The sequence below is a fragment of the Phycisphaerae bacterium genome (assembly GCA_012729815.1).
Lineage (GTDB): Bacteria > Planctomycetota > Phycisphaerae > JAAYCJ01 > JAAYCJ01 > JAAYCJ01.
On the sequence record JAAYCJ010000158.1, the window covers coordinates 1 to 4500 of the forward strand.

Annotated in this window: 6 protein-coding genes and 1 pseudogene; 2 read left to right on the forward strand and 5 right to left on the reverse strand. The window is 65.6% G+C overall.

Annotated features, from left to right (window positions below; genetic code table 11):
• Window positions 1-384, forward strand: a 384-nt coding sequence (locus GXY33_10540) for a hypothetical protein (protein ID NLX05570.1), incomplete at its 5' end; no start/stop codon positions are given.
• Between the two features lie 8 nt (window positions 385-392).
• Here GXY33_10540 and GXY33_10545 read toward each other — a convergent pair.
• The 4 genes from GXY33_10545 to GXY33_10560 all read right to left on the reverse strand — a co-directional run bounded on the left by GXY33_10545 (window position 393) and on the right by GXY33_10560 (window position 3659).
• Window positions 393-962 (reverse strand): hypothetical protein, encoded by a 570-nt coding sequence (locus tag GXY33_10545; GenBank protein NLX05571.1) that lies wholly within the window; start codon window positions 960-962, stop codon window positions 393-395.
• A gap of 80 nt (window positions 963-1042) precedes the next feature.
• Entirely contained in the window at window positions 1043-2422 is a 1380-nt protein-coding gene (radA, locus tag GXY33_10550; GenBank protein ID NLX05572.1) for a DNA repair protein RadA, read from the reverse strand.
• A gap of 56 nt (window positions 2423-2478) precedes the next feature.
• Complete coding sequence (locus GXY33_10555; GenBank protein ID NLX05573.1) at window positions 2479-3024, reverse strand: cob(I)yrinic acid a,c-diamide adenosyltransferase; 546 nt, start codon at window positions 3022-3024, stop codon at window positions 2479-2481.
• Window positions 3021-3659, reverse strand: coding sequence for a GDSL family lipase (locus GXY33_10560; protein NLX05574.1), 639 nt, complete (start codon window positions 3657-3659; stop codon window positions 3021-3023). The genes GXY33_10555 and GXY33_10560 overlap by 4 nt, the downstream gene beginning before the upstream one ends.
• A gap of 125 nt (window positions 3660-3784) precedes the next feature.
• On the opposite strand from GXY33_10560, the gene yacG reads away from it, so the two are divergent.
• Window positions 3785-3973: a DNA gyrase inhibitor YacG gene (gene yacG / locus GXY33_10565; GenBank protein NLX05575.1), complete on the forward strand. Its 189-nt coding sequence runs from the start codon at window positions 3785-3787 to the stop codon at window positions 3971-3973.
• Between the two features lie 221 nt (window positions 3974-4194).
• Here the strand turns inward: yacG and GXY33_10570 are convergent.
• A pseudogene (locus tag GXY33_10570) lies at window positions 4195-4500 on the reverse strand (polysaccharide biosynthesis protein).

Sequence of the window (4500 nt, forward strand, 5' to 3'; positions counted from 1 at the left end):
CTGCCGCGACCGCTGATGATCGCCTGGGGCGATCTGTTCCGCTACCGCGGCGACCGCAACCAGGCCGAGCGGTTCTACGCGATGGCGGAAGAGAAACGCGAGGACGCCCAGGACATGGCCCGCAGCGGAGGGTTCTCGGTCGCCGTCGAAGACTTTCTGCGGCGAAAGGAGTACGCCGAGGCTGAAAAGCTGATCCGCCGATGGCAGCGGGAGCTTCCGAGCCAACGGTTGGGCGGCTATAGCTGTTACCTGCTCTATCAGGTGTACAAGGCGCGAGGACGGGAGGATCAGGCCCGCCGTCTGGCCCAGATCATCAACCGGATCGATCCGATGGGTGTCTACGCGAGAAAGATGGCGGCTGCGACCACGCAGGACGCTCCGTAACGCCGTCCTCAACTCTCGGTCGGCTGGGTCGTCTCCGGCGCGGCCAGGGCCCGAATCTCCTGAAGGATCCGTTCCTCTTCCTGCCGATCGCGGGTCACGGTGGTCCAGACGTTGCGCTGTTCGGCATCGACGGTTGCGTCGCGCAGGGCCGATTGCTCAGCCGGATAGTCCGTCCGCTCCCGCTGATAGGCGAACGCCCGGACGGCTGGCGTATCGAACCGCTGAACCTCCACCCGGACCGAGGCGACGGTCTGGCCGGTTCCCGTCTGGTCCACGTGGATGGTGACCACCTTGCGATAGAGATTTTCGCCGGGCAGGATGCGGTCGCCGATCCGCTCCTGGCCTTCGCGGCCGCGGAACTCCTGCGGCACGGTGCGCAGGAACTGGGTAGTCCGATCGACCTCGGCAAGGTCGTAAGGCCCGCGGATGGCCCGCTCCGCCGCGGTAAACACCTCGTCGGGACCGGCGGTCTCAAAGACGGCCAGACTGCCTCGTTCCCGAGGCACGGGCGTCTGTTGTTCGGCGCAACCAGCGGTGATAAGCAGCAACAGAGCGAGCAGGGCGGCTGTGCGTGTCATCTTCGTGCCTCCAGAAACGTCCAGTGCTCCGGGCCGGCCAGCCGGGTCGCCTCCGTCGGCTGGGGCCGAAAACCACGCCCCTATTCTAGCAGCTTCAGTGCGTCCTGCAAATGATAGCAGCAGTGAATTTTGGCCTTGTTGCGTTTGCCGCCCGAGTCGTCGTCGAGCTTGAAGGCGCCAGCGGTGATGATCTGGCCGAAGCCGTGCCGCGAGGCCTCCGCGACCCGCTGGCCGCCCAGGTTTACCGGCCGGATCTCGCCCAAAAGCCCCAATTCGCCAAAGACCACCGTCTCATCGCTGAGGGTCTTTCCGGTATGCGCCCCAGCCACCGACAGGGCCAGGGCCAGATCGGCCGCCGGCTCGGTGACCCGCACACCGCCCACCACGTTGACGTACACGTCGTGGCTCCCAAGCCTCAACCCGGCATGGCGTTCCAGCACGGCCAGGATCATCGAGAGCCGGTTCGAGTCGACCCCGGTGCCCTTGCGCTTGACCACGCCCGGTATGCTCGATGAGGTGAGGGCCTGGACCTCGACCAGCAGAATGCGGCTGCCCTCGCTGGCGGCCAGCGTGACCCGGCCGGGGCGCAGCGGGTATTCCCGGTGCAGGAACAATCCCACCGGATCGGCCACTTCCTTCAGCCCGCCTTCGGTCATCTCGAAGATGCCCAACTCATTCGTCGAGCCAAACCGGTTCTTGGCCGCCCGGACCACGCGATAGGCATGATGGCGGTCACCCTCGAAGTACAGCACCACGTCCACGATGTGTTCGAGGATCTTCGGTCCGGCGATCATGCCGCGTTTGGTCACGTGGCCGACCAGCAGCACCGATACGCCCGTGGATTTGGCCAGCCACGTCAGTTCCGTCGCGCACTGGCGCATCTGGTTGACCGAACCCGGCGCCGACGAGAGCCCCGGTTTGTAGATGAGCTGGACCGAGTCGATCATCACCACCGCGGGTTTCTGGTCGCGGATGTGGTTGAGGATGATCTCCAGGTTGGTCTGGGCGTCGATCCAGATGCCGGCACGATCGAGGCCAAGCCGTTCGGCCCGCATCGCCACCTGGGCCACCGACTCCTCGCTGGTCACGTAGATGACTTTCTGTCCGCTTCGCCCGAGCATGCCCGCCAGATGCAGCATGAGGGTGGACTTGCCGATGCCCGGCGCGCCGCCCAACAGCACGGTCTGGCCGGGCACCAGGCCGCCGCCGAGCACGCGGTCCAGTTCGCCGAACCCGCTGACGATCCGGGCCGTCCGGCTTGGCCCGGCCTCCACCGCCTCAGCCAGTCGGATCGGACCGGTCGGCTCGAGCGGCATGGTAGGGCGGTGCAGGTCCGTCGAGTAGGTGCTGACCTGCTCGGTCAGGCTGTCCCACTCGCCGCACTCGGGACAGCGGCCCACCCATTTGGGCTGACGTGCGCCACAGTTGTTGCAGACGAAAAACGATGTCTTTTTCGCCACGATCTTGCCTTTCCCGTCGAAGGGTCCCCAAATCCCAGTCGCGCCGCCGGCCGGCGTCAGCGGCCTTCGGCGTCGTGCCGGCAGTCGTCGCCGACTCCCGCCTCGTGATTGGCCCAGCGGGCGGCGGCAAACAGCCAGTCGCTCAGGCGGTTCATGTAGGCCTGAATCTCGGGATGCACCGGAGGGTCCACCTGCGCCGCCAGGGCGGCCAGACGCCGCTCGGCCCGACGGCAGATCGTCCGCGCCAGGTGCAGGCGGCAGGCCAGCTCGCAGCCGCCGGGCAGCACAAAACCGCTCACCGGCGGCAGAGCGTCCCACATCCGCTGGATGTCGGCCTCCAGGCTCGCCGTGTCCAACTCCGACGACTCGAACGGCCTCCAACCGCCCAGAACCGCGCCCACGGCAAAGATGTCCCGCTGAAGCTGCAGGAGCCTGGCCGACAGATCCTTCTGCCCCGCGCAGGCGGCGCGAGACCATCCGACGGCGCTGTTGAGCTCGTCAAGCGCACCGACGGTCCGGAACCACGGATCGTCCTTGCCCGTCCACTGCCCGCCCGGACGCTCGGCGCGTCCGGCGTCGCCTTGTGAGGGATACTCCTTCACGCCTGCCATCCGATCAGTTTGAGAAACTCCAGAGCCATCAGGGCGTGCCCGGGCGGCGTCGGGTGGACGCCATCGGGCATCCAGAAGTCCAGCCATCGCTGTTGTGTCGCTTCGGCAAAGAGCTTCTGGGTGCGGATCACGCCGACCAGACGATTCTGAAACTCCCGACCCAACTCGTGGACGACCTGAATATACCCGTCGATCACCTCCGCCACCCTCGGATCGTAAGTCTGACGCGAGACGAAGTAGAACGGCTCCCAAAGGATCAGCCGCCCGGCTGTCTTGCTCACCACCTGATCGAGAAGCTCGCGATAGACCCGCCGGTAATTCTCGGGCGAATATTCCTGATTGCCGGCGACGAAAGCGTGGGCGTCATTGACCCCGACCAGGATCGAGACCCAGTCGCAGTCCAAATCCAGGCAGTCATCCTGCCAACGGCTGCGGAGGCTCTGCACGTTGTCGCCGCCGATCCCGCGATTGTACCAGGTCAACTCCAGTTCCGCGCAGCGGGCGTCGATCAGGTTGGCGGTCATCGCCGCGTAGCCCGTTCCCATTGGCGTCTCGGGGTTCCGCCGTCCGGTGTCCGTGATGCTGTCGCCGATAAAGAGCACTTTCTGCCTGGCTGAAAAGAGCATCTGCCGTCTCCTTGAAGCTTGTCTGGATAACGAGCAGGCATTATACCGGCCGGCCTGTCCGCCGCCCATTTTTTTCGGGCCTTGGCCGCCGCCGGCTCTATAATTGTGGCGCCATGGTGGCTGAGATGATCACATATCGCTGTCCGAACTGCGCCCGCGAGGTCAGGGTGGCCCGTAAGGAGGATCTGCCGACCCGGCCGTTCTGCTGCGAACGGTGCAAGATGGTGGACCTCTCCAAGTGGTTCAACGAGGAATACCGGATCTCGGACCCGCTGGGGATCGACGTGGACCAGGAGGATCGGCAGGGCGGCTAGTTGGCAACCGCCTTCTGAACCGCGTCGCTTTCCGCCGCCGCTCCGTTCGCGCCGTTCGACTGGTACTGGGGAACGATCCGCTTGAGCGCCGCGCGGATCTGGCCGCCGTCCATGCAGTTGGTCAGCCCGCCGAGTTCCTCAACCGCCGCCTCGATGAACCGCCGGTCCTTGGCCAGGTGCTTCCAGATCGCGATCTTCTCGTGGCTGGTGGGGGCCATGTCCTCGCCCTTGAGGGAGAGCTCCTCGAAGAGTTTTTCGCCCGGACGGGTGCCCGAGAATACGATCTCGATATCCTCGCCGGGCGTGAACCCGCTGAGGGTAATCAGGTCGCGGGCCAGATCGACGATCTTGACCGGCTCGCCCATGTCCAGCAGGAATATCTCGCCTCCCTTGCCGATCGCCGCCGCCTGCATCACGAGCTGGGCGGCCTCGGGAATGGTCATAAAGTACCGCCGCATCTCCGGATGCGTCACCGTTACCGGTCCGCCACGGGCGATCTGGTCCTTGAAGATCGGCACCACCGAGCC

Excerpts from the sequence above, each read along its gene's own strand:
- GXY33_10545 (NLX05571.1), bottom strand. The coding sequence starts at position 962 with ATGACACGCACAGCCGCCCTGCTCGCTCTGTTGCTGCTTATCACCGCT.
- GXY33_10560 (NLX05574.1), bottom strand. The coding sequence starts at position 3,659 with ATGCTCTTTTCAGCCAGGCAGAAAGTGCTCTTTATCGGCGACAGCATC.
- yacG (NLX05575.1), top strand. The coding sequence starts at position 3,785 with ATGATCACATATCGCTGTCCGAACTGCGCCCGCGAGGTCAGGGTGGCC.